Genomic DNA, 24,113 nt, shown 5'->3' with positions numbered 1-24,113 from the left:
GCTATATGGTATTTATTTATTATCGTAATAATTAAAATCTACTGTAAAGTAAAAAAGTAAAAAAGTAAATTTAATTGTTGACAATAAAAGTATTTGTTCTATAATATTTCTGAAAAATATAAATTTATGGAGATATTTTATGGCTACTAAAAAAACAGAAAAAGCAGTTGAAAAAACAACTGCTAAAAAATCAGCAACCACCAAAAAAGCTGCTGAAGAAAAAGAAGAAAGTACACCAAAAAAAGCTGCTGTAAAATCAGCTGCCGCTAAAAAAACTACTACTGCTTCCGCTAAGAAGACTACTGCCAAAAAAGCACAGCCAAAGAAAAAATCTGAAAAAGAAATAGAAGAAGAGATAGAAGAAATAAAAGAAGAAGCAAAAAAAGATGAATATATACCTGATGAAGTTGATATAGTAAGAGAATTACCTGACAGATATAAAGAAACAAAATTAGTACTTATGATGCGTGATCCTGAATGGTGCTTTTTCTATTGGGATATATCAGATGAAGATATAAATTATCATTCTTTGAAAGGAAAAAGAATATCTGTAAGAATATTCCATGTATTTGGATATGATATTACTAATGGAGAAATTCATAAAGAAATAGAAGTTAATTATATTTATGGTGATAGATATGTTAATTTAGCTATGCCTCATGCTTACTTTATAGGTGAGTTAGGATACTATGATGAAAATAATAGATTTATAGTATTAGCTAGAAGTAATATGATCTATGCTCCTAGAGATTCTATGAGCAATGTTTATGATGAAGAATGGATGGTTAATGAAGAGATTATCAAACTTTTAAAATCTCCTAAAGCTTTAAGAGAAAGTTTATCATCTGCTACAATATTTGAACTTATAGATTTAAGAAGAAATCATTTAGCAGCTTCATCATCTTCACTTTTTATGAAAAAAAATTAAAATAATAATATAGCGGTATTAATTAATAAGTATACAATATTAATTTTTCTGTTTTTGTGTTTTTGGACTCTATAAATTAAATATTGATTAATGCCGCTAAAAATAATATATAAAGCGGAGAATCTATTAATATAGAAAATAAATGTCTGCTTGTTATTATTTTCTTTTTCATCACAACAAACGAAATTATACTGCTGTATATAATAGGCACGCAATATTTCAATTTATTAATCTCTAATGGAAACTTCCCAATTATAATACCTACTAACATAAACAAAGCCAAAATAATTGGTATTATACCTGTTATAAATGCCAATTTATTAGAATCTATATAAGTAGTTAAAGTTACAGCTCCTGCAATTTTATCACTTTGAGAGAATTTTATTTCAATTAATGCCTGTCTTATAAACATAAATAAAAATACTATGCAAGTAGAAAAGAAATATAAAAACGGCTTTTCTTTCAATACATCTCTATGCATAATAAATATTGAACCATTTAATAATACAGTAACAGCAACAGATATTACTATAGCTTTAAATGGTATAAGTTTTTTAAATAATCTAAAGAAAAATGAACTTTCAAACCTTGATTTATTTTCAAAGCTAATATTATACCCCATTCCAAGCAAACTTGAAAGTATTGATAGCATTAATATACCTACATTAATTTTATACGCAAAATAAAACATAAGTATAGCACTCATAAGTATTAAAAATCTAAAAAATATTTTATACTCTTGATAAAACAAATACCTTCTTTTATCGCTTATCCTTATGGTATAATTACTGTAACCATTTTCTAAACTCATGTATAAATAGTATAAAGATATTATAATACCTATTTGATATTGAAAAGGCTGTGATAATATATCATATATAGCATATGACATCAAAAAAGCACCTACAGAAAAGAATATATAACCATAATTTAGGAAGTCAAATATTCTAGACATAAATCTTACAAAATTACTAGCATATTTATCTTTTATAGTTTGCGCTATATCCTCTATAAGCCAATCAGGAGTAGATGCCCCAGCCATTATACCAACATTTTTATAGTTTGATAAATCTATATTATCCAAATCTTCTTTATATTCAACATAAAAAGCAGGCTTGATAGCAGCTGCTATATTATACAAATTTCTTGTATTTGAACTTTCAGAACCGCCTATTACAAGCACAACATCATTTCTTTTTGCTATTTCTAATACCTCATTTTGTCTTTGTTCTGTAGCGGCACATATAGTATTTTTAATAATTATTTCTGTATCTTTATATTTATCTTGTATTTGATTTACATACTTATCAAAAGTAGATTTCTGCAAAGTAGTTTGAGCTACTATTAGAGCTTTCTTAGAATCATTAGGAAGTTTATTTAAATCTTCGTCTTTATATACTACATAAACATCATCAGCATATCCACATACGCCAACAATTTCAGGGTGAACAGGATTCCCTATTACAATAACTCTATATCCTAGAGAACTATATTTTTTTACTAGTCCTTGAATTTTAGCAACATATTTACAGGTAAGATTTACTATTTTTTTGGCATGACTGGAAAGAGCTTCTCTTCTTTTAGGAGATATTCCATGAGCCCTTACAATAACAGTTTTTCCATCCAAGATAGACATATCCTCATCATCTTCATAAGTTTTAACACCTACATTTTCCAACATATCAAGAGTTTGAGGATTATGTATCAAATGTCCATCTATATATATTTCACTATTTTTTTTAGAAGCCTGAGAAAAAGTATTTTCTACAGCATACTTCACACCATCGCAAAAACCAGCAAATTTACCTATATCTACATTCATTGTATTTAGAATTTTAAAGAAGTAATAATATTATTTAGCTTTAGATATTTTATTACCTTTAATACATTTAGTGCAAACTAATGCTTTTTTTACAGAACCATTTACTTCTATTTTTACATTTTGTAAATTAGCATTAAAAGAACGCTTAGTTTTTATATTAGAATGGCTTACACTGTGGCCATTTTGTTTGCCTTTACCGCATATTTCACATACTCTTGCCATTTTTTTCCTCCAAGAAAAAATAATATAATTTAGTTTAGAATTATGATTGATTAATTATATATTAAAAAAGCATTTTAGTCAATGATATGATATAAAATATTAAATTTTTTAAAGCTATAAACTAGCAGCTAATAACTTTAGTTGTCACTATTTATTCAAAATTCACAAATAAAAAAATCATATAAAAATCAAATTTATAAAACAATTCATACTTTTTATAAAAAATATACTAATTTTATAGCATATTACTATTTTTTTTATGAAATTAGTTTACAAAAAAACTATTAATGATGTATAATATAAGTAATGCACACGGATGCAAAAGTTAATATAAGGTTAAATTAAAATTATTTAATATATTTTTGATAAATAGAAACAAGATAAAATTTTAATAAAAAATAAATTATAGGAGATAAAAAATATGAGAAACCTAGATAAGTACAAAGGAATTATTCCTGCATTTTATGCTTGTTATGATGAAAAAGGAGAAATAAGCCCTGAAAGAGTTAAAAAGTTTACACAGCATTTAATAGACAAAGGTGTAAACGGCTTATATGTAGGCGGATCTTCAGGAGAATGTATTTACCATAGTAAAGAAGAAAGAAAATTAGTATTAGAAAATGTTATGGAAGTAGCAAAAGGCAAAATTACTATTATAGCACATGTAGGATGCAACAATACTGCTGATAGTGCTGAATTAGCTGCTCATGCTGAAAAATTGGGAGTAGATGCTATAGCTTCTATACCTCCAATATATTTCCACCTTCCTGATTATGCTATAGCAGATTATTGGAATGATATAAGTGCTGCTGCTCCTAATACAGATTTTATTATTTATAATATACCTCAGCTTGCTGGTGTTGCTTTAAATGTTAATCTTTATAAAAAAATGAGAGAAAATCCAAGAGTTATAGGGGTAAAAAACTCATCTATGCCTGTACAAGATATTCAAATGTTTAAAGATGTTGGCGGTGATGACAGCATTATATTTAACGGACCAGATGAACAATTTGTAGCTGGAAGATTAATAGGTGCTGATGCTGGAATAGGAGGTACTTATGCTGTAATGCCTGAATTATTCTTAGCTGCTAACGATGCCGTTAATAAATGCCAGTTTGATAAAGCAAGAGATATACAATACAAAATAGACAGAATCATATATGCTATGTGCGAATGTCATGGTAATTTATATGCTGTAATGAAAGCAATTCTTAAATTAAAAGGTCTAGAATTGGGCGGAGTAAGAAAACCATTAAGCAATATAATAGATGATGATAAAGCAAAAATAGAAAAATGTGCAAAAATGATAGATGATGCTATAAACAGTATAAAATAATATCTATATTATAAAATTATTATAATATACAACCAGTCATTTATTCATATTAAAGTAAATGACTGGTTATTTTATTTTACAAAATAAAATTTAAATCACAAAATAAAAACGATAATATTTATTTAAATTCAGTATATAATCCAATAATAAAAAACTTAAAAATAAAAAATAATATTAGCATTGATTATATTTAAAATTATAGTATAATCTTTGCTAAAGAAAATAAAAGCAAAAATACCTAAAATATAAAATAGGAGAGATATATATGCCACCAAGATCGAAATTAGGCGAAATACCTAGACAAGAAATGCCTGCTAGAAGCCCTGAGGAAAGAAGAAAAGACTTTAAAGAAGTACCTCTAGGATATACTGAAGAGCAAGCATATCAAGAATCTTTAAGATGTTTAGATTGTAAAGTTCCACATTGTATGGAAGGTTGTCCTGCTAAGGTAAAAATTCCTGAATTTATAGGACTTATAGCAGAGAAAAAATTTTTAGAAGCAGCTAAAAAAATTAAAGAAACTAATGCTTTGCCTGCTGCATGCGGAAGAGTATGCCCTCAGGAAGAGCAATGTGAACAAAGATGTGTAGTAGGTAAAAAATTCGAACCTGTTGCTATTGGTAAATTAGAAATGTTTGTTGCTGACTATGAAAGAAAACATGCTCAGCATGAGGATCTAAAAGTAGAAAAAAATGGTAAAAAGGTATGTATAATTGGTGCTGGACCTGCAGGTTTAGCTTGTGCTGGAGACTTAATAAAATTAGGATATGATGTTACTGTATTAGAAGCATTACACACAATAGGTGGTGTATTGATGTACGGTATTCCAGAATTCCGCCTTCCTAAAGAATTGGTAGCACATGAAGTAGAAAACCTTAAAAAAGATGGTGTAAACTTCAGAATTAATGAAGTTGCTGGTATATCATTAGATTTCAATGAATTAAGAAAAGAATACGATGCTATATTTTTAGGAACAGGTGCCGGACTTCCTGCATTTTTGAATGTGCCTGGTGAACATTTATGCGGTGTTTACTCTGCTAATGAATATTTAACAAGAGTTAACTTAATGGGAGCTTATAAATTCCCTGAAGTAGATACTCCTATTATAAAACATAAAAGAGTAGCTGTATTAGGCGGTGGTAACGTTGCTATGGATGCTTGCAGAACTGCTGTTAGATTAGGTGCTGAAAAAGTATACATCATATACAGAAGAACTGAAAAAGAACTTCCAGCAAGATTAGAAGAAATTCACCATGCTATGGAAGAAGGTGTTGATTTTAGATTCTTAAGAGCTCCTTTAGAAATATTAGGCGATGAAAATGACAATGTTATAGGTGTTAGAACTCAAGTTATGGAGCTTGGAGAGGCTGATGCTGATGGAAGAAGAAAACCTGTTGCTGTTGAAGGACAAACAGAAGACATAGAAGTTGATGCTGTTATAGTAGCAATAGGTACTACTCCTAACCCACTTATAGCTAGAAAAGTTCCTGAATTAGAAACTACTAAAAAGGGTACTTATGTTATAAATGAGGAGACAGGTGCTACTTCTATGGAAGGAGTATTTGCTGGAGGAGATGCTGCTAGAGGTGCTGCTACTGTTATTTTAGCTATTGGAGATGGTAAAAGAGCAGCTGCAGGAATAGATAAATACTTATCTAATAAATAATAATTAGGATAATAAATATAACAAATATTTTTAAAAAAAGAGACTTTATATTTAAAAAGTCTCTTTTTTTACAAAAATAAATAATCTTATACATAAATAAAGTAAAAAACTATAAAAGCCCTTGACTTTTATACCGTTAATAATAACATAGTTAACATAATTTCATTTTTTTTATATAAAATGTAATTATATTTTTTTCTTATTTTAATAATTATGGTTTTACTTAATTGAAAGCCATAAAATATATTTATAAATACTGGAGGATTAATCTGATTATGAAACTGAAGTTGCAAATAGGTTTTATCACCTTAATAGCTTTTATGCTTATTTCATGCGGCGGCTTGCCTACAAAGGAGTATGAAAGGGTAACCGCTCTAAGAGATACTGTAGTAAACAAATATCCAGAGATACAAACATTTGCTCAGGAAGATTTTGATATAGCAGAAAAAGGCTATGCTGAAGCTGATATCATAATGAAAGAGGAAAACAAAGACGAAGCTGAAAAAGCTAAAGAATTATTATTAGCTGCTGAAACTAATTATAATTTGGTTTTAGACAAAGGTTTGCCACCATATTCTGAAATACTCAAAAAACAGACTGATGAAAGTGCAACTAATGCTATTGATATTAAAGCTGGTGTAATGTACGCTGATGAATTTGCTAAAGCTGATACTGTATATCAGGAAGCTAATGCAATGTATACAGCTGAAACTAAAGACTACAGAGTGATGGTAGATAAACTTTATCAAGCCAAAGTAGCTTATACAGATTTATATAATAAAACCAAAGAACAATTTGATAAAAGTGATGAGGCTTTGAAATTAGTTAAAGAACGTCTAGCTCAATTAGAAAAGATGATGCAGGAAATAGAAGCCTTTGAACAGGAACAGAACTAATATTTTTAAGGAGTAAATGATGAAAATAAAAAAAATAATGGCTACTATAGCTTTATTATCTTTCACATGGTCTATTTTACCGGCACAGACTTATGAAGATGCTGCTAGAATAACTCAAGAAGCTGATGATCTTCAGAATCAAGGTCAATATCAGCAGTCTTATGATAAGTCTCAAGAGGCTTCTTTAAGTATAGATAAAGCCCAAATGGCATTATTCTATAGACTTATGAATGCTAGAATAAATAAAACTAAAAATGATGCTAATAATGCAATAACTGAAATAAATCAAATGGGAGCTGCTACTGATAATCAATTCAAAACTCAGTATGAAGAAGCTGTTAAATATTTTGAAGAAGGTAATGCTAATATAGGAAGCATACCTGGTCCTGATACAGTAGCACAAACTGATGAAGAGTTCAATACCGCTTCTAATACTTTCAATACTGTTTTAGAATACTATAATAATGCATTATCTTCTGCTAATTCAGTTAAAGAAGGTTATTTAGGAAGAGAAAGAGACACTGCTTCTAAAGCAATAGCTGATGCTAGAGGTAAATACAATGCTGCTTTAGGTAAAAGTATAAAAGCAGGTGACAATAATGATAAAACAGTTTCAGGTGCTTTAACTAAAGCAGATGAAGCTTTAAAAGCTGATAATTTTGCAAGCGTTCAACAGAATGTTGCTGCTGCTCTTGCTGGTATAACTAAAGCTGAAGCAGATGCAAAAGCTGCTGCTGAAAGAGCTGCCGCTGCTGCTAAAGCAAAAGCTGAAGCAGAGGCTAAAGCTAAGGCTGCTGCTGAAGCAAAAGCTAAGGCTGCTGCAGAGGCTAAAGCAAAAGCTGAGGCAGAGGCAAAAGCTAAGGCTGCTGCTGAAGCTAAGAAAAAAGCTGAAGAAGAAGCTAGAAAAAAAGCAGAACAAGAAGCACTTGCTAAAGAAAAAGCTGATGCTATCGCTAAAGCTAAACAAGATATTGCTAATGCACAGCAAAAATATGATGGCCTAGTTAATGACAACACTATAACAAGAGGTGATGAAGCTGATCAGAATATATCTACTCTTTTAGCTGATGCTAATAATGTAGTAGAAACAGATCCTGCTGCTGCTAGTCAAAAAGCATTGGAAGCTTCTAAGGCTATGGACGATTTAGTTACAGAACGTGATAATACTATAGCAAGAGAAGAAAATCAAAGACAATTAGATGATCTTAAAGCTAGATATCAACAATTAGTTGATGAAGGTTATATAATACCAGATAGTGAAGAGGATCAAAATCTTTCTCAAATATTAAAAGATGCTGAAGATGCTTTAGCTAATAATGATAATACTTTAGCTAGAGAAAAACTAGAAGAAGCTAATAGAACTATGAATGCTATATATGAAATGGGACCTAAGAGACCTGTAGATGGTGATTTAGTTGATACAGATAACAATAATAATGAAACTGGTCAAATAATAGATGCTACTACTGGTCAAACTGTTAATACTGAAGGTAAAGTTACTGTTCTTCCTATGTATTACACTGTAGTACAAAGAACTCCTTTAACTGATGCTTTATGGAGAATAGCTGGTTATTCATTCATATATAATGACCCTATACAATGGTATAGATTATATCAAGCTAATAGAAACGTATTAAGAGATCCTAATAACCCAGACTTAATATTACCAGGACAGGTATTAACTATACCTAGTATGAATGGTGAAGAGAGAGCCGGTACTTATGATCCTAATATGGAATATATAACTTATGATGAAGCTATGATATTAAGAAACCAACAGCAGAATAATGCTGGTACTACTCAAACAAATAACTAAAAATAACAGTTATTAAAAATAATAGCTATGTATGGATACAATATTCATACATAGCTTTTTTATTGCTCTTTATAAATCCATAATTATACTTTTTCAAAACTAACAAATATTTAAACTGCTTTGATTATATATATTTATAATTCTCTATTTACCCTACTATGCACTAAAGCTAATAAACTTTAAGTATACATATATTAATTGTGTATTAAAGATTTACACAATACATAAAACATCATTTTAACTAAAATTATTTTGATAATTATATAACTAATTAAAAAAACATTTGTATTATTTATATAAAGTTCCATATAGAAATACCGTATATAAAATGTATTTTCATAATAAAAAATTAAAAATACATCTTTTAAAAGGTTGTAAGTAAAGAAATAAAAAATATAATCCATTATCATATGAGAATATATATTTGTTTTATTATCTCTATAACTTTTATAATATCATGCCAAACTAATCAGGTATACAATATAAAAAATGATGATGATAAATCTCATTTTGTAAAAATAAATAGAATAGAATATCTAAAACCTAATATAAAATACAATATAAATGGCACACTATACAGTACAGACAAACAATCAAGAATATATAAAGTCATAAGAAAAGATAATCTCATACTTTCAAATGCTAAAAGAAATAATTATGCTCAAAGAAAAGTTGTGGAACTCTACGGCATAAAAAATCATGATCAAGGCGGACATATAATAGGAAGGCAATTCGGAGGCTCTCCTAATATAGATAATATTATACCAATAAATAAAAAATTAAATATAGGCGAAATGAAAAATACTGAAATGGAATGGAGAGAAAGCATTATAAAAGGCTATGAAATAAATGATATTATTATAGATATAAGCTATATATACACTAATACTAGACCATATATAATTACTATAGATTATAATATAGAAAAAGATTTCACAAATTATAGAATAAAGAAAGTATTCACAAATGACTAATTTTCATTATATAAAAACTAAAAAATAAAAAGACGCCCCAAAATCATAAAAATAATTTTGGAAGCATCACAAATATTTATAGGAGTATGTTAACTAACTTTTAGATAATTCCTTATTTTCAGTCTTAGTAGACTTCTCATAAGAAAATATCAAAGAGCCATCATTAGCATCAACGTTAATAGTATCACCATCTTCAATATTACCAAACAATATTTCGGTACTCACATAATCTTCTATCTCTTTCTGTATAGCCCTTCTTAAACTTCTAGCACCATACTTCTTATCAAATCCCTTATCAATAATATAATTCTTAGCTTCTTCGCTTAAATTGATAACGATATTTCTCTCTTTAATAGCCTCATTAAGCTCTTTAAGCATTATATTGATTATATCTTTTAAATCCTCTTTGCTAAGAGTATGGAACACTATAATATCATCAATTCTATTTAAAAATTCAGGATTGAAATTCTGTTTTAATTCTTCCAAAGCGAAATTTTTAATATCATTAGCATCTTTTTCGCTTCCAACAGCATTAAATCCTAAAGAACTTCCTTTAATAATATCTCTTGCACCCAAATTACTTGTTATAATTATAATAGTATTTGAGAAATCAACTTTTCTTCCAAAATTATCAGTAAGCTGACCTTCTTCAAGCACCTGTAAAAGTATATTAGTAACATCAGGGTGAGCCTTTTCTATCTCATCGAAAAGTATAAGAGAATAAGGCTTTCTTCTTACCTTTTCAGTAAGTCCACCTCCCTCTTCATAACCAACATATCCTGGAGGAGCTCCTATAAGTCTGCTTACCGCAAACTTTTCCATAAACTCACTCATATCTATTCTGATAAGAGCATCGCTATCTCCAAACATAAACTCTGAAAGCACTTTAGCTAAAGCTGTTTTACCAACACCAGTAGGGCCTAAGAATATAAAACTACCAAGTGGTCTTTTTGATGTTTTAAGTCCTGCTCTGCTTCTTCTAATAGCCTTAGATATAGAAGATATAGCCTCTTTCTGTCCTACAACTTTCTGATGTAGTTCTTCTTCCATACCTATTAATCTTTTGCTTTCTGAATTTAATAATCTTTTTATAGGTATATTAGTTATTTCAGATATAACATGTCTTATATCATCTTCTTCAATGAATGTCTCTATCTTTTCTCTTTCTTCACGCCATTTTTCTTCTTTCTTAGCAAGCTCTTCCTGTATAGAACTAATTTCATCCCTTATTTTAGCAGCATCTTCAAAATTCTGATTATCAACAGCATTTTTCTTTTGCTGATTAAGTTCTTCTATTTTCTTATCTAAATCTTTAAACTCTTGAGGTCTTGTCATATTAAGAAGTCTTGCTCTTGAACCTGCCTCATCTATTAAATCTATAGCTTTATCAGGTAAATGTCTTTCAAAAATGTATCTTTTACTTAGTACAGCGGCAGCATTTACAGCTTCATCTGTATATTTTACTTTATGATGTTCTTCGTATTTACCTTTTATACCATTCAATATTTCTATAGTATCTTCTATGCTAGGCTCTTCCACATTGATAGGCTGAAATCTTCTAACCAAAGCACCGTCTTTTTCTATGTATTTTTTATATTCATTTATAGTAGTAGCACCAATACATTGAATCTCGCCTCTTGAAAGTGCCGGCTTTAACATATTAGCAGCATCTAAAGCACCTTCAGCACCACCTGCTCCTATTAATGTATGAAGCTCATCTATGAATATAATAATATTACTAGCTTTTTTTATTTCTAAAACTATATTTTTTATTCTCTCTTCAAATTCACCTCTGTATTTTGTACCAGCAACAACAGAAGATAAATCCAAAGTTAATACGCGTTTTTTAAGAAGTATATCAGGCACATCAGCCGCTACTATCTTTTCAGCAAGTCCTTCAACTATAGCTGTTTTACCTACCCCAGGCTCTCCAAGAAGTATAGGATTATTTTTCTTTCTTCTTGATAGAATCTGAACTACCCTCATAACTTCATTTTCTCTGCCTATAACTCTGTCTAAAGCCTTATCTCTAGCCATTTTAGTTAAATCTCTGGCAAATTGATCTAAAGTAGGAGTTTTAACTTTTTTAACATTATCTTCTTGAGTAGTCTGTTCCATAGAAGAAATATTGCTTCCTGCAACACCAAGCATTTTTAATATTTCTTGTCTTAATATAGTAAGCTCAAGCCCCATACTTGTTAGTACATTATAAGCTGTACCGCTTTCTTCTCTTAAAAGTCCAAGAAGTAAATGTTCAGTACCTATATAATTATGGCTTAAAGCTCTAGCCTCTTCAGCAGATCTGCTTATAAGTTTCTGTACTCTAGGAGCAGTAGGTAAAGTTCCAAATACTTTTGTAGTTGAAGATTTTACCATAGCTGATTCTAATTCTAATTTAAGTCTGTCCAAATCAATTTTCAATCTCAATAAAACACGTGTAGCCAAAGCTTCTGATTCATGAAGAAGCCCCAAAAGTATATGTTCAGGAGTAACCATATCATGATTTAATCTTTTAGCCTCTTCCTGGGCATATAATTCTATTACCTTTTTTGCCTTACTTGTTAAATGAAATTGAAACATATTACAGTCCTGTATATATATAATTTTTCATATATAAAAAAATATATTTTTTAATAATTATTATCGGATATAATAGAAATACTATTTATTATAAATAAAATAAAATTATACATTAACATATAGGAATGTTAATGTATAATTTAGAATTTCTATTATAGGTTTTAAATTTTAAATAAAACTACTATTAGCTACATTAACAACATTTATGTTAGTTTTACTAGATGATGCAGTATTGGTATTATGAGAATCCTCTTTATTAGGATTTCCATAAAACAAAGATAAAGCTAATACCAAAACTATTGCTGTAGATAGAGCTATAGAAAGTCTAGCAGAAGTCATAAAAGCATACAATGGGCTAATTTCATTTTCTTTTATACTTTCCATTTTAGCCCTTTGCAACATGTACTGCCATTCTCTATCAGGCAAGCTTGGCAAATCAAAATGATGTCGTTTCTTTTCGATTTTGCTTTTAAATTGCATCATGTCATGTAGTTTCATAAAAGAGTCCTTTCTTTTTCTAGAAGCGATTTCATTTTCTTGAGAGCATAGGAATAATTACTCTTAGCTGAATCGCTTGATATATTCAAAATATCTGATATTTCTTTATATGAGTAATTCTCATAATATCTCAATATAAAGACATCTCTCTGTTTTCCCTTTAATTTAGTAGAAGCATTGTAAATTTTTTCCTGAAGGTATATTCTTTCATATTCTTTTTCTGTATTATACCTTTTATCATCAACTATTTCTAGTTTTTCTAGATAAGGTGATTCTCTCCTATAAGCTTTAGAATACATGTTTATAGCTGTATTGCTTATTATACGATATAACCAACCTTTAAAATAATTGCGTTCTTCATATCTGTCTATAGCTTTATATACACGTATCAATACATCTTGTGTTAAATCCATAGCATCTTCATAATTATGCATAAAACGATATGATAAATTAAATATATAGTTTTTATATCTTGTTAATAATATATCTAATGCTTCACTATCACCTTTTTTATGTGCTTCTATTAATTCATAATCTTTTAATAATTCTTTTTCTTTAGTTACTATCATCTCTACAAACTCCAATATATTACCTGTTCTTAAATAATTTATATATACATTATTTATAACAAATAAACAAACATAAAGTAAAATCAAGCCATAAAGGATTCTTTAGAAAAATTCTTATTAGAATTATCTGTTTTTTTATCTTCATTACCTGAATTTACAAACTCTTTCTCACTGAATGCATTCTCTATATCATATTTAGTAAGAGTTAAGGTATTGCCTTTTACTCCGTCTAAATTGAAAAGTATATTAACCATTGCTGTTTCTACTATACTTTTTAAAGATCTTGCCCCCATATTCATGCTAGAAGCCTTATCAACTATAAAGTTAATTGCTTCTGCAGTTACTACCAACTTCTTACCTATACTTTTGAAAAATTCAGTATATTTTATAATAGGAGATTCTGAAGTTTTTGTCAAGATATCTTTCAAATTTTCTTTAGTGAGATCATTCAATGTTACTATTATAGGTATTCTTCCTATAAACTCAGGTATCATACCATATTTTTCTATATCTTTAACATCAACCTGACTTAATATCCTATTTTTCTGCAGTTTATTTATAACAGCATTAGAACCAAAACCTAAACTGCTTTCACCCTTCAAACGCATTTTAATGATATCATCAAGACCTACAAAAGCACCTCCGAATATAAACAATATATTTTTAGTATTCATTAGTATTCCGTCGCTTGAATGCATCATTCTTCTGTCGCCAAACTCAGGTACTCTTATATCTTCACCATTCATCATAGAAAGAAGAGCTTCCTGTACTGCTTTATCTGAAGGATTGCCTGTGGTTGATTGATGAGCATCTGCCTTTGCTATCTTATCAACCTCATCTAAAAATACTATACCATGCTGGGCTTTCTCCAAATCACCATTAGCTTTTCTATAAAGATTATAAAGAACTACCTCTACATCATCACCAACATAACCTGTTTCTGTAAGTGTGGTAACATCTGCACGAGCAAAAGGAAGTCCCAATATATCTGCCAATGTTTTTACTAAATAAGTTTTTCCAACTCCTGTAGGCCCTATCATAAGAATATTTGATCTGAATGGTATATCTTTATTGCCATTTATTCTCAAACAATGCAAATAAGCATGCACGGCTAATGCTTTTTTTGCCTCGTCTTGACCTATAACTGTTTTATCTAATTGAGCTACTATTTCTTTAGGAGTTAAAATATCTGATTCGGAAGATTTACGTTTACCTCCTATCTTATTTTCTAATGAAATTTTCTTTATAGCCTCTCCGCTGCTTATTATACTTTCTATCACATTATAATTATCTTTTTCCAAAAATGCGAATATCACTTTAGAACTTATAAATGTTATCAATGTATTTGTGATTTCAAGTATACCGCTGCTTGGATAAGGTTCATGCGATAAATTAAATATACCGCTTGATATCAATTTACTATTATTATCAAAATAATGGTACTTATTTATATATATATCATTATTCAATGTAATAAGCTCTAATATTCTTCTAACAGATATTGCTGACATAGAATCACCGTAAATAGTATAAACTAATACGGAATATAAAATAAATCTCTCATCTAAATCTAAATTTTTATCTGAAATAAATCTTTCTATATTAAAATTATACTTTTTAAAAGTGGATATTTTCCTTACATCTGTTTTAAGAGAATTTATAAGTATTTCAACTTCATTGCTGTTATTGGCTATTTTCTCATTATTAGACATCATTTCATCATCATAACCCAAAGCTCTATCAATATTGCTTGAAAGTCTTCTAGTCATGTCATTTCTGTCTGATATTAAATTCAATGTATAAACTATCTTTGTAACTATTTCAAAATATGCCCTAAAAGCATCTTCTCTGTTAGCATAAGATGATTTTTTTTCTTCTTTTTCTATACTGCTAGGTTCATTTTCCTGCTTTTTTTTCTTCATAGCAAAAGCTCTCCTAATTAAATAACATTACCTATTAAATCATATTTTGTATTATGAGTAACAGTAACTTGCACTATATCGCCAATATTTATATTATTATTAGTATTTTCATTATAAACTTCAACATATCCATCAACTTCAGGAGCATCGTATATGCTTCTGCCTATAAATTTATTCTCATCTTCTTTTTTCTCTATCAATACATCTATAGTTCTTCCTATAAATCTCTCTAATCTTTTTTCGGACACCTCTATAGCTGCTCTCATAAGTTTTTCTCTAAGCATTAATTTTCTGTTTCTGCTCAATTTAGGTTTATCTATAAGTAACGCCTTAGTATTCTCCTCTTCTGAATAAGTGAATACCCCTACCCTATCAAGCTTGGCATTTCTTACAAACTTTATTAACTTTTTAAACGATTCAGGTGTTTCTCCGGGAAATCCTACTATCAAAGAAGTTCTTATAACAGCATCATTATTATAACTTCTTATTTTGTCTATCATTTCTCTATAAAATTTATAGCTTCTTGTGCCTCTGTTCATATCTTTTAATATATCTTTATCAACATGCTGCAAAGGTATATCAAAATAAGGAACAACTTTATCTGTATTAAAGAATGATTCTATTATCTCATCATTTAAGACAACAGGATTCTGATATAATACTCTTATCCATTGAATGCCTTCAACCTTTGAAAGAGCTTTAAGCAAATCTGGTAATGCTAATTTATTGTATATATCATATCCGTAGAAAGTCGTTTCCTGAGCTATTAAATTAATTTCTTTAGCTCCGTTTTTAGCATAATTTTCAGCCTCTTTTACAATATCTTCTATCTTTCTGCTTCTATGATCTCCCCTTATTCCAGGTATAGCACAAAAACTGCAGTTTGCATGACATCCATCGCTTATTCTTATATAAACGCTATACTTGGTACCAGTATTTACTCTATCGCCATACTCTTTATATTCAGTATTTTCTTTTGCATCATGAAAACCATCTTCTTCTACGGCTTTTAATATATTTTCTAAATCATATATGCCTATAGCAGAATCAACTTCCTTGAACATCTCAAGAAAATTTTCTTTATATCTCTCGCTCATACAGCCTGATACTATTAATCTTTTACATTTTCCGTATTTTTTGTACATAGAATGATCGAATATAGCATCAATAGATTCTTTCTTTGAATCCTCTATAAAAGCACAAGTATTTATAACTATAATATCTGCATCTTCCGGATTATTGGTAATATTAAAGCCTTTTTTCTGTAATATGGCTAATATATGCTCTCCATCAACCGTATTCTTCTCGCATCCTAAACTATGTAAATATATATTTTGCAAATTAAATTTCCTTTTTAATATTAAATTATGATACTATGCTGCAAAAATATTAAAATACTAAATAAATAATTACTTAGTATCTGACATAATAAGATTATATCTAGTAGAATCATTCAAATTCTTAACCCATTTTATAGTCTTATTAACAGTTTCTCCTGCAGCACCTACATTAATGATTTTTCCATTAACTTTTACTACAACCTCTCCCGCATTACCTATAGTAAGCATAACAACATCTTTAGCTTCTAAATATAATGTTTTACCGCTTAAAAGGTTAGTAGTAGCTGGTCTGTTTGAATCTATAAAATATCTTATATATACAAAATGCTTAGCAGTTATCTCTATTCTTATATCTACTTTTTCAGTATCTTGTTCTATATAAGTTTCTCCATTTATCACAAGTAAATTTGTAGATACAGTGTTATTATAATTTGTGGTATTCATAGCAGCAGACTCTATATCATTGGTATAACCTGTATTAACCATCTGATTTTCTTCAAGTTTTTCCATTTCTACAGTAGCTGAATTATCATAAACTTCTATAACACTTATCTTAAAATCATTTATTCCATTTCCATTTAAATCCAATATTATAGGACTGCTCTTAGAGAAAGATAAATCCTGTCCGTTAATATTAATATGAAGCACATTACCTATACTATTAAATTTAATTGTAGCTGATATTCCAAGAGGCTTAAAATATATAATATCTCCTGATTTAACGCTTTGCTTAGCCTTACTGTCAACTATATTTTTTGATATCTCAACTTCATTTCTGTTTTGTCTTTTATTATTTGAAGGGAATATAAATCCTGTTATATTCTTCCAATTAAACACTATAACAGCTATAACAACTATGATAGCAAGTATAATAATAACTGTAGGTATTATAGATTTATTTTTATTTCTTAATTTATATAAATCTCTCCTTGCCATAAATAATAAATCTGCTTCAGCACGATTATTAGTATTAGTATTTTTATTTTTCTTATTTGTTTCTTTTATAGTTTTTTCTTCATGCTTTTCGGTATTTATAACATCTTTAAGAGATTCTTTTGTATTAGTATCTTTTACTGGTTCTTTATTAACTTCTTGTTCTTTATTATCTTTACCATCATTAATATCTTTATTGTCTTTAACTTCTTTTACAGGCTCTTTATTTTTTTTAATATTTTTAATAGCTTTACCGCTTTTCAATAAATCCTGTTCAGACTTGATGCCGTTTTTCTGCAAATTATATCTTTCAAGCACCATATCAGCATCTAATGACAATTTATCACTTAAGTTCTTTATAAAGCCTTTTACATATATTTCACCAGGAAGAACATCAAATTCTTCATTTTCCAAAGCCTTTATAAACCTAGCAACTATATGAGTAGTAGCCTCAAGTTCTTCTATAGTAAGCCCTTTCTTTTCTCTAGCATTTTTTAATATTTGACCTATAGTTTCCATATAAATCCTTAAAATTAATTGTTAGGTACTAAACCATCTTTAAGTACCTGCATATTTTCTGATATTTCCGGTTCAAAATCCTTATTATTGTCCTCATATTTAGGATTATATCTAATAGATGTAAATAAATACTCTACAGGAACATTAGTAGTTGTTATTCCTAATATTCTTATGATCATACCTGTATTATCAACCCATAAATGTATCTTTGTGAAGCCAGTTCTGTCTACACTAGCCTGTTTTGAAGTCAAAAGCATATGATAAGCCCTTCTGTTATCATTTGCTGCATAAGAACTGTTATATTTAGCTATTCCTAGTTCAGAATCCTTAAAACTATTTAAAGATACCAATTCTCTTTCATTATAAAAATCTATATTAAATTTAGTTGTAAGCCTCATAATTCCTTCCGGAGTATATATAGCACCTGAATCACCATAATTTAATTTCTGCTCTGCTACAACATTATTTTTTGGAAATATTATCCATAAAGTTTCACCATTACAGTATATAGACTGTCCATTTCCTCCACTTGAATATTCCATTCTAAACAAATTAGGATTTTTAGTTATAACATTACCATAAGAAATTCTTTCACCATTTCTCTCTACAAAATTAGCTGAAAAACCTTTTATAGTTGAAAATCTATTAGATATCATACTAACAACTTTTTCAGGAGTCATTATCTGTGAATAGGCTTGAATGCTTAGCAATATAATAAACAATACAATTTTTTTCATAAATTAATTTTCTTTCCTTAAAACGTTAAACTTTATCTTATTTTTTTACTAATATTATATGATATAATAAAAATCTATAAAAAACAAGCATTTTATTTTTTTATTTAAAACAAATAAATTCATACTCGTTTTCACTAAAAAATGCTTATAAAATTCGATTTTTTTATAAAATATATACTTTTTAAGATTTATAGGAACTATATATTACTTCACATTAATGACTTATTGAAAATAAAAAGTATATTTTAAATACACTGAAAATTATTAAATACATTCACATTATAAAATTATATATAGAACTATAAAAGGAGATAGTATGAAAATAAACAATACAATATACAATATGAAAAAATCAAGAAGTATATATAGCAACAGAAGTGCTGTAATACAAAATGATGAAGAGATAGTGCTTTTGCTTGGAAATGAAATGAGAAAAGAAAATACTGTAGATGTTGATACTACTGTATATTTATCTCTACCGAGTTTTCTAAGGTTATACGATACACTTAAAGAAAAGGTTGATAAATTTAGAGAAGGAGGAAATCTTATATAAATCAATAAAAAAAGGAGTAATTTATGGAAAAAATATTATAAAAAACAGTATAAAAGAATACTATATAAATAATGATAAAAATATAATACTAATAATAGAAAAAGATATTAATGCAAGCATATATAATGAACTTTATAATATATTGAACAGGCTTTTGGAAAATCATGCTAAAAATATCATTATACATTTCAGAATCAACATTAAATATATAATATCAAATGCCATATATTTAATGCTTGAAGTTCAAAAGGTATTAGAATTCAGAGGAGGAAATCTAATATTGACAGGTTTAAATGAATATTCAAAATGGTCTTTAAAATCATTAGAAGCACATAAAAAAGTAAAAATACATGATGATATACAGAATGCTATAAAAGAAATAAAAGCATCATAAAATCATAATATAATAAAAAATAAGCAGGGATTTTTAATATCCTTGCTTACTTATAAATTAATATATTAAAGAAATTACTTTCTATTTGTTAATATAGCATTTACAAAATCAACATAGCTTATATTCTGCAAATTATAAACATGTAAAAATCCATTAGTAGCCATTATACTTGAAGCTATACTAGATCTGTTTCCGCTTCTGCAGTACACTATATATTCTTTATTTTTATCTAAAAGATCTATTTTACTTTTGAAATCAGTATTAAGAACATCAATATTAATAGAATTAGGAGCACTTCCTCCCATATATTCCTCTGGTGTTCTAACATCTAATAAAACTAAATTAGTTGATTTACTCATTAAATCCAATGCTTTTTTCAAATTGATATTATCATATGGTTTTTTGGAGCAGGAAAATACAAATAATAATGATACTGAAATAATAAAATATAATAAAATTTTTTTCATATTCATAGTTCCTTTAAATTATCCGAATATTATGTTAATAAATATAATATTATATTTAAACATTTTGTCAAACTATTTTATTGATAAAGTAATTATTTTTTATTTTTTTAATTATTATACTGTTTATATAATATAGTATAATTTGTTTTGCGGATAATGTAATGATAAAAAAAATCTATTGTTTATTAGTTTTAATTATGTTATTATTATCTTGCGCTGATAAAAAAGAAGCAGATAATAAAAATTCTATAAAAGTTATGGAAGATGATGAATATATAAAAAATGTTATAAAGGATTCTTCCAAATAATTGGAAAAACACCATGTTTATAAATCAAAATATTAAAGCATACCTATGCACATTTTTCAGTATATTGATGTGGGGTATCACTTTTATTTCAACAAAAATATTATTAAGAGACTTCTCACCTATAGAGATACTTTTCAGCAGATTCTTATTAGGATTTGCTTTATTATTTATAATATATCCTAAAAATAATAAAATATATTCAAAGAAAGAAGAAATGTTATTTGCTGTTACAGGATTAAGCGGAATAACACTTTATTATCTATTTGAAAATATAGCATTGAATTATTCATTAGCATCAAATGTTGGTATTTTAGTTGCTATAGGGCCATTATTTACAGGAATATTCGCTTCAATATTTTTAAAAGAAAAACTAAAACTTAATTTTTTTGTAGGATTCATATTTGCAATAATTGGAATAGCTGTAATAACATTTAATGGAAAGTTTATTTTAAAGATAAATCCTATAGGAGATATATTCGCTATATTGGCTGCTGTTATGTGGGGAATATATTCTGTATTAGTAAAAAAAATTGCAGATTTTGGGCATAATTCAGTTTTAATAACTAAAAAAACTTTTATGTATGGAATAATATTTATGATACCCGTTATGTTATTTATGGGATTTAATGTAAATATAAATGATTATTTAAAGCCTATAAATTTAATTAATTTTTTATTTTTATCTTTTATAGCATGTACTTTATGCTTTATAACTTGGGCTTATGCAACAAAAATATTAGGAGCTGTGAAAACTAACACATATATATACTTCATACCAATAATAACTTTAATAACTTCAAAAATAGTTTTAGATGAAAATATTACTCTATTTGCTATTATAGGAATAATTTTTATATTGCTTGGTGTGATAATATCGCAGGCAAATATTTCGTTTAAAAAGATGAATAAAATAAATACAAGAAAGATAATGAATAATCAATGATATTTATTTTTTATTAGTAGATTTTTTTTCTTTACTCTTTTCTTTATTATCTTTATATTCATTTTTGAAATAATCGCAGTACTGAGATACTGTGCATTTTGAGCATAATGGAGAAATAGGCTTGCATAAATTCTGTCCATAAACAACTAAAGTATCATTATAAACTCTCCAGTATTCTTTAGGCAATTTATCTCTTAATGCAAACTCTGTTTCTTCAGGAGTTTTTGTATGAACATAACCGAATCTATTAGATATTCTATGAACATGAGTATCAACACATATACCGTCTTTATCAAAGGCTTCGGTTACTACCAAATTAGCAACTTTTCTTCCAACACCTTTAAGCTTTAAAAGCTCATCTATTTCATCAGGTACTTGTCCATTAAAATCATCTATTATCATTTGAGAAACTTCTAATATATTTTTAGCCTTCACCTTATAAAAGCCAACAGGATATATTAACTTTGCTATTTCTTCTTCACTAAGTTTAAGCATATCTTTAGGGTTTCCTGCTTTTTCAAATAATCTCATAGAAGCATCTCTAGTTGTAGGATCTTTCGTTCTAAGTGAAAGCATTGTTGATATTAAAATTTTATAAGCATCTCTGTTTGTTATTATTTTTATTTCAGTTACAACAGGCATAGGCATTTCTTTTGTAACCTTTGTAAGCTCTTTCATTATTGGGTGAATATCATTATCATTCATAAAATATATCCTCACAACTCAATATCATATAATTATTTATTAAACAAATACCAAAATTTAGAATCCTTTTTAATAAAAGGCTTAAGCTCTAAATATGTAAATTCAATTTCTATAACACCATGAGCATAATCAGCAATTTTATATAAAGGCCAATAAAATGATATACCTGCTGGAGTTACATCATAAATTTCACTAAGCTCAATAGAATAAAAATCAAAAAAATCTTTTTCTGTAAAATTCCTAAGTAATTTACTTCTCATCAAATTAATTAATTCTCTATCATTTTTATTTTCTATTAGCTCTGATAAACTCAACCCTATCCTTTCACCTGTTGAAATTAAATATATAGCAGGCACAACATTATATATACCATGCGTTCCGCCTGTATAAGAATAATTATATATTGTAAATGATATTATATTCTCATCTAAATAAGCAACATTTATTTCTTTAATAAGATGAAAATCCTCATTATTTTGCGATGACTTTGTCCAAACATTATATTCATCAATAATGGCATTATTTAATATATATGCAATTCTATTTGTATTTAATGATTTTATTCCATCAACATCTAAAGAAATTCTATCTAAATTATTAAGATTTTTTTCATTTCTTATTATGACAGCATCTTTAGTTGATTCAAATTTTTTTCCATTATCCAACTCAAGCTTTAACCATGAATTTACTATATCCATAGTATGTACAGGATAAGATTCATCTCTATAAAATGAAAAATCATATTTATTTTCTCCATCTTTGGATACCCATTCTCCTGAAAAAAATAAATCATTAGAAACTATTCCATTAAAATATCCTGTTATACGGTTATTAACTTTTTCTTCAATATATAATTTATTCCCGTTAATATGCCCTCTTATATCTATGAATTGATTTATATTGTTATAATGATATCTTCCAAATACATTTGTTCCATCCATTATATTAAAATACATAGTTATTTTCGAATCGCCGATATTTCCATTACACATATAAAAATGTACAAGCGACACTTGGGGCTGCTGAGAAAATAAAATATTTGAATAAAAAACAAATAGTAATATATAAAAAAAATTAAATATCTTCAAATCATTATGCTCTTTTAAATTATTTAATAATATATAATTATATATTTTTTAAAAAAATAAAACAAGGGCAATACTAATAAAGCATTGCCCCTAAAATACAATATAATAATTAAATTTACTTAGCTACATAATTAACTATTCTAGCAAATTTATCAGCAACTAATGAAGCACCACCAACTAAAGCACCATCTATATTAGGCATATTAAGTAAATCATCAGCATTTTTTTCATTAACACTTCCGCCGTAAAGTATAATCATACCTTCAGCAACAGATTCATTATAAAGAGATTTTAAAGTTTCTCTAATAGTTTTATGTACATCATCAGCATCTTGAGGAGTAGCAGTTTTTCCTGTACCAATAGCCCAAACAGGTTCATAAGCTATAACAACTTTTTTAGCTTCAGCTTCACTCAAACCTTTGAATGCTTCTTTAGTTTGATTACTTACTATGTCAGAAGTTATTCCTTTTTCTCTTTCTTCTAAATGTTCTCCTACACATAAAACAGGAATAAGATTTTTATCTAAAGCTCTTTTTACCTTTTTATTAATAAGTTCATCTTTCTCACCGAATATATCACGGCATTCAGAGTGTCCTATAATAACATACTCACATCCTACAGCTAAAAGCATATCAGCAGAAATCTGTCCTGTAAAAGCACCTTTTTCCTCAAAGTATAAATTCTGAGCACCTAATTTGATATTAGTTCCTTTAATAGCATTATGAACATCACTTAAACAAGTAAATGTAGGAGCTATCATAATATCTCTGTCTTTAACATCTTTAACTAAACCTTTCAAACTATTAACTAATTCTAAGGCCTCTTTATTGGAATTATTCATTTTCCAATTACCTGCTATAAGTTTTTTTCTAGCCATTTTATTTCTCCTAAATTTAT

General features: G+C 27.8%; 23 protein-coding genes. 10 read left to right on the top strand and 13 right to left on the bottom strand.

Annotated features, from left to right (window positions below; all coding sequences use genetic code 11):
* Nucleotides 1–139: 139 nt before the first annotated feature.
* Nucleotides 140–928, top strand: coding sequence for a DUF4912 domain-containing protein (locus BINT_RS03130; RefSeq protein ID WP_014487107.1), 789 nt, complete (start codon nt 140–142; stop codon nt 926–928).
* A 76-nt stretch (nt 929–1,004) separates the two neighbouring features.
* On the opposite strand, the gene ispH is transcribed toward BINT_RS03130, so the two are convergent.
* Nucleotides 1,005–2,750, bottom strand: a complete 1,746-nt coding sequence (gene ispH / locus BINT_RS03125) for a 4-hydroxy-3-methylbut-2-enyl diphosphate reductase (protein ID WP_014487106.1) — start codon at nt 2,748–2,750, stop codon at nt 1,005–1,007.
* A gap of 30 nt (nt 2,751–2,780) precedes the next feature.
* Nucleotides 2,781–2,972, bottom strand: coding sequence for a 50S ribosomal protein L28 (rpmB, locus tag BINT_RS03120; protein ID WP_008727936.1), 192 nt, complete (start codon nt 2,970–2,972; stop codon nt 2,781–2,783).
* Nucleotides 2,973–3,393: 421 nt separating this feature from the next.
* On the opposite strand from rpmB, the gene BINT_RS03115 reads away from it, so the two are divergent.
* The 5 genes from BINT_RS03115 to BINT_RS03095 all read left to right on the top strand — a co-directional run bounded on the left by BINT_RS03115 (nt 3,394) and on the right by BINT_RS03095 (nt 9,660).
* Nucleotides 3,394–4,308, top strand: coding sequence for a dihydrodipicolinate synthase family protein (locus BINT_RS03115; RefSeq protein ID WP_014487105.1), 915 nt, complete (start codon nt 3,394–3,396; stop codon nt 4,306–4,308).
* A 265-nt stretch (nt 4,309–4,573) separates the two neighbouring features.
* Nucleotides 4,574–5,974, top strand: a complete 1,401-nt coding sequence (gene gltA, locus BINT_RS03110) for an NADPH-dependent glutamate synthase (protein ID WP_041177214.1) — start codon at nt 4,574–4,576, stop codon at nt 5,972–5,974.
* A 275-nt stretch (nt 5,975–6,249) separates the two neighbouring features.
* Nucleotides 6,250–6,870 (top strand): hypothetical protein, encoded by a 621-nt coding sequence (locus BINT_RS03105; protein ID WP_041177213.1) that lies wholly within the window; start codon nt 6,250–6,252, stop codon nt 6,868–6,870.
* 16 nt (nt 6,871–6,886) lie between these two features.
* Entirely contained in the window at nt 6,887–8,686 is a 1,800-nt protein-coding gene (locus BINT_RS03100) for a LysM peptidoglycan-binding domain-containing protein (protein ID WP_014487102.1), read from the top strand.
* 410 nt (nt 8,687–9,096) lie between these two features.
* Complete coding sequence (locus tag BINT_RS03095) at nt 9,097–9,660, top strand: DNA/RNA non-specific endonuclease (RefSeq protein WP_014487101.1); 564 nt, start codon at nt 9,097–9,099, stop codon at nt 9,658–9,660.
* 93 nt (nt 9,661–9,753) lie between these two features.
* Here the strand turns inward: BINT_RS03095 and BINT_RS03090 are convergent, their stop codons facing one another.
* The 7 genes from BINT_RS03090 to BINT_RS03060 all read right to left on the bottom strand — a co-directional run bounded on the left by BINT_RS03090 (nt 9,754) and on the right by BINT_RS03060 (nt 18,758).
* Complete coding sequence (locus tag BINT_RS03090; RefSeq protein ID WP_014487100.1) at nt 9,754–12,240, bottom strand: ATP-dependent Clp protease ATP-binding subunit; 2,487 nt, start codon at nt 12,238–12,240, stop codon at nt 9,754–9,756.
* Nucleotides 12,241–12,408: 168 nt separating this feature from the next.
* Nucleotides 12,409–12,738 carry a hypothetical protein gene (locus tag BINT_RS03085; RefSeq protein ID WP_041177212.1) on the bottom strand — a complete coding sequence of 110 codons (330 nt, stop codon included), beginning with the start codon at nt 12,736–12,738 and terminating at the stop codon, nt 12,409–12,411.
* Nucleotides 12,735–13,307: an RNA polymerase sigma factor gene (locus BINT_RS03080; protein ID WP_008722679.1), complete on the bottom strand. Its 573-nt coding sequence runs from the start codon at nt 13,305–13,307 to the stop codon at nt 12,735–12,737. The genes BINT_RS03085 and BINT_RS03080 overlap by 4 nt, the downstream gene beginning before the upstream one ends.
* Nucleotides 13,308–13,390: 83 nt before the next feature.
* On the bottom strand, nt 13,391–15,229 hold the full coding sequence (gene clpX / locus BINT_RS03075; RefSeq protein WP_014487097.1) for an ATP-dependent Clp protease ATP-binding subunit ClpX: 1,839 nt from the start codon (nt 15,227–15,229) through the stop codon (nt 13,391–13,393).
* A 17-nt stretch (nt 15,230–15,246) separates the two neighbouring features.
* The gene (gene rimO / locus BINT_RS03070; RefSeq protein ID WP_014487096.1) at nt 15,247–16,569 is read right to left on the bottom strand and encodes a 30S ribosomal protein S12 methylthiotransferase RimO; all 1,323 of its coding nucleotides are present in this window, start codon (nt 16,567–16,569) and stop codon (nt 15,247–15,249) included.
* Nucleotides 16,570–16,638: 69 nt separating this feature from the next.
* Nucleotides 16,639–18,021, bottom strand: coding sequence for a helix-turn-helix domain-containing protein (locus BINT_RS03065; protein WP_014487095.1), 1,383 nt, complete (start codon nt 18,019–18,021; stop codon nt 16,639–16,641).
* Nucleotides 18,022–18,035: 14 nt separating this feature from the next.
* Nucleotides 18,036–18,758 carry a LolA family protein gene (locus tag BINT_RS03060; RefSeq protein ID WP_041177211.1) on the bottom strand — a complete coding sequence of 241 codons (723 nt, stop codon included), beginning with the start codon at nt 18,756–18,758 and terminating at the stop codon, nt 18,036–18,038.
* 316 nt (nt 18,759–19,074) lie between these two features.
* Between BINT_RS03060 and BINT_RS03055 the strand changes: the two genes are divergently transcribed.
* Together BINT_RS03055 and BINT_RS03050 are read left to right on the top strand one after the other, a co-directional pair.
* Nucleotides 19,075–19,311 carry a DUF3467 domain-containing protein gene (locus tag BINT_RS03055; protein WP_014487093.1) on the top strand — a complete coding sequence of 79 codons (237 nt, stop codon included), beginning with the start codon at nt 19,075–19,077 and terminating at the stop codon, nt 19,309–19,311.
* 19 nt (nt 19,312–19,330) lie between these two features.
* Nucleotides 19,331–19,705 (top strand): STAS domain-containing protein, encoded by a 375-nt coding sequence (locus BINT_RS03050; RefSeq protein WP_041177563.1) that lies wholly within the window; start codon nt 19,331–19,333, stop codon nt 19,703–19,705.
* Nucleotides 19,706–19,779: 74 nt separating this feature from the next.
* Here the strand turns inward: BINT_RS03050 and BINT_RS03045 are convergent, their stop codons facing one another.
* Nucleotides 19,780–20,172 carry a rhodanese-like domain-containing protein gene (locus BINT_RS03045; RefSeq protein ID WP_041177210.1) on the bottom strand — a complete coding sequence of 131 codons (393 nt, stop codon included), beginning with the start codon at nt 20,170–20,172 and terminating at the stop codon, nt 19,780–19,782.
* Nucleotides 20,173–20,333: 161 nt separating this feature from the next.
* On the opposite strand from BINT_RS03045, the gene BINT_RS14850 reads away from it, so the two are divergent.
* Nucleotides 20,334–20,480 (top strand): hypothetical protein, encoded by a 147-nt coding sequence (locus BINT_RS14850; RefSeq protein ID WP_014487089.1) that lies wholly within the window; start codon nt 20,334–20,336, stop codon nt 20,478–20,480.
* A gap of 13 nt (nt 20,481–20,493) precedes the next feature.
* Nucleotides 20,494–21,423, top strand: coding sequence for a DMT family transporter (locus BINT_RS03040; protein ID WP_041177209.1), 930 nt, complete (start codon nt 20,494–20,496; stop codon nt 21,421–21,423).
* Nucleotides 21,424–21,426: 3 nt separating this feature from the next.
* Here BINT_RS03040 and BINT_RS03035 read toward each other — a convergent pair whose 3' ends face one another.
* From BINT_RS03035 to tpiA, 3 genes are all read right to left on the bottom strand, one after another.
* Nucleotides 21,427–22,128, bottom strand: a complete 702-nt coding sequence (locus BINT_RS03035; RefSeq protein WP_014487087.1) for an endonuclease III domain-containing protein — start codon at nt 22,126–22,128, stop codon at nt 21,427–21,429.
* A gap of 32 nt (nt 22,129–22,160) precedes the next feature.
* A complete protein-coding gene (locus BINT_RS03030; protein ID WP_014487086.1) occupies nt 22,161–23,084 on the bottom strand; it encodes a PdaC/SigV domain-containing protein in 924 nt (307 codons plus the stop codon).
* A gap of 247 nt (nt 23,085–23,331) precedes the next feature.
* Nucleotides 23,332–24,093 (bottom strand): triose-phosphate isomerase, encoded by a 762-nt coding sequence (gene tpiA / locus BINT_RS03025; RefSeq protein WP_014487085.1) that lies wholly within the window; start codon nt 24,091–24,093, stop codon nt 23,332–23,334.
* Nucleotides 24,094–24,113 lie beyond the last annotated feature (20 nt).

Origin of the sequence: Brachyspira intermedia PWS/A, assembly GCF_000223215.1 — a bacterium.
Classification (GTDB): Bacteria; Spirochaetota; Brachyspiria; order Brachyspirales; family Brachyspiraceae; genus Brachyspira; species Brachyspira intermedia.
Note: the sequence above shows the minus strand (reverse complement) of the source record. Positions and strands in the feature narration are given on the sequence as shown.